The sequence below is a fragment of the Actinacidiphila sp. bgisy160 genome (assembly GCF_965342435.1).
GTDB lineage: Bacteria > Actinomycetota > Actinomycetes > Streptomycetales > Streptomycetaceae > Actinacidiphila.
The window spans coordinates 1-1,098 of record NZ_CBDRCM010000133.1 but is presented as its reverse complement, the minus strand read 5'-3'; the positions used below and the strand labels follow the sequence as shown (position 1 = coordinate 1,098).

The following is a 1,098-nucleotide window of genomic DNA, read 5'->3' as shown; positions in this document are numbered from 1 at the left end:
TGACGTCCACGTCGAACAGGCCGCTGTCGTTGAGCTGCTTGGCGATCGCCTTCAGCTCCGCCACGGTGCCCGGGCCGAAACGCACCGGCGTCGCCCACAGCGTGAAGGAGACCTTGCCGGTGATCCCGGCCTGCGAAAGCGCCGCCTGCGCCCCGGCCTTGTCGCCGCCCTCGCCGTAGCGGTCGAAGAACGCGGTGTTGTGTCCGGTGATACCGGCCGGCACGATCGAGTACAACGGGGTGGCGGTGCGCTGGTAGACGTCGCGGATGAACGCCTTGCGGTCGATCAGGTAGGCCACCGCGCGACGCACGGCCTTGTCGCCCACCACCGGGTCCTTGAGGTTGAACACCAGGTGCTGCACCTCGGCGCCGGTGCCCTCCACGACCTGGATGCCGGTGTCGCCGGCTATCGAACTGGTCTGCAGCGAGGCGATGTCGGCGGAGGCCAGACCGCGGTAGGCCAGGTCCACCGACCCGTCCTCGACGGCCTTCCTCAACGAGGGCTCGTCGCCGAAGAACTTCATCGTCATGCCCGAGTTACGGATCTGCGCCGAACCCTGGTAGTCCCCGTTGACCGAGAACACCGCCTGCTCGCCGGCCTCGTAGGAGTCCAGCTTGTACGGGCCCGAGCCGGTCGCCCTGCCATCGGTGCGGAGCTTGTCCGCGGGGTACTGCGTGTGGTCGACGATCGACCCCGCACCCGAGGCGATCTTCATCGGGAACGTCGCGTCGGAGTACTTCAGGTGGAACACCACCCGCTCCGGCGAGGGCGTGTCGATCGTCTTGATCGAGTCCAGCAGCACCGCCGGACCGTTCTCGTCATTGATCTCGATGGTGCGCTCGAAGGAGAACTTCACGTCCTCGGAGGTGAGCGCCTCACCGTTGCTGAACTTCAGGCCCTGCCGCAGCGTGCAGTCGAAGGTCTTGCTGTCCGGGTCGGTGAACTTGCAGCGCTCCGCGGCCTCCGGCTCGGGCTTGGTGGCGCCCTTGGGGAAGCTGAGCAGCGACTGGAAGACGTTGTTGAACACGATCCAGGAGCCGACGTCGTAGCCCGAGGCCGGATCGACGGCGGTCACCTTGTCGGTGATGCCCATCGTGA

General features: G+C 66.8%; 1 protein-coding gene. It reads right to left on the bottom strand.

Annotated elements, in window-relative coordinates; all coding sequences use genetic code 11:
- Positions 1 to 1,098: ABC transporter substrate-binding protein (locus ACRWNP_RS37095; RefSeq protein WP_431969407.1), on the bottom strand; the 1,098-nt coding region annotated here is incomplete at both ends.